We start from the raw sequence: 749 nt of genomic DNA, 5'->3' as shown, positions 1-749 counted from the left end.
TTTCGTGCACCACTAGCGGAAGAACATTTGATTATATGGCTTGGGAATAAATAGAGAGGAGTGATCTTGTGAAAACACTAGCATTGTATGATAATACTGGATATATTTATTTACAAATGGCAGGAAGCTATAGAACACCACAAGGAGGAATTCTATATTTAGAGGTAGAAATACCAGAGGGGAAAACATTAAAAAGTATAGATACGACAGCAAAGCCGAATATTCCAGTATACGAAGATATACCATTAACAGAGATAGAAAAAGTAAATACTCAAATGACGACTATATTAAAATCATTGATTAAATAAGAAGGAGGAAAATTATTGTGGATAACGTGAAAATTATAATCTTGTTATTTTCAATGGAGCAATTAAAAAAAGAAGATGTATTTGATTATGTCTGTAATGGTAAAATAACTACAACAGATTATAAAACAATAACCAATGAAGAGTGTCCAGAAATTCCATTAGATGTAGCTAAAAATTTAAAGAAAGAAGAAGTTTCTTTACTTTGTAAGAATATAATTTATGGTGGATTTACATCTAAAGCACATTATGGAGTGGAAAAAACTTTTGGAAGTACTGCAGAGGATCAAGCTAATATAACTGGAAATGCTCAATCGGCTATTTCAAAAGTTGCAGGAGTACAAGAATGCCAAGATGATAAATTTTATTACCATGCAAGTGGAGAGCCTTTTGAAGAATGGAATGCTTCAGAGTGTATTGATCTTGGTAGAGACTTTAAGAGCT

At 31.6% G+C, this 749-nt stretch carries 1 protein-coding gene and 1 pseudogene; both read left to right on the top strand.

All coding sequences use genetic code 11. The features are described 5' to 3' along the window. The first annotated feature begins 68 nt into the window (after positions 1-68). A complete protein-coding gene (locus CLPUN_RS10760) occupies positions 69-308 on the top strand; it encodes a hypothetical protein (protein WP_077847282.1) in 240 nt (79 codons plus the stop codon). A 17-nt stretch (positions 309-325) separates the two neighbouring features. Continuing rightward, positions 326-749, top strand: a pseudogene (locus CLPUN_RS10755) (hypothetical protein); the annotation flags it as partial.

This window comes from Clostridium puniceum, assembly GCF_002006345.1.
GTDB lineage: Bacteria > Bacillota > Clostridia > Clostridiales > Clostridiaceae > Clostridium > Clostridium puniceum.
This window is presented reverse-complemented; position numbering and strand designations above follow the sequence as displayed.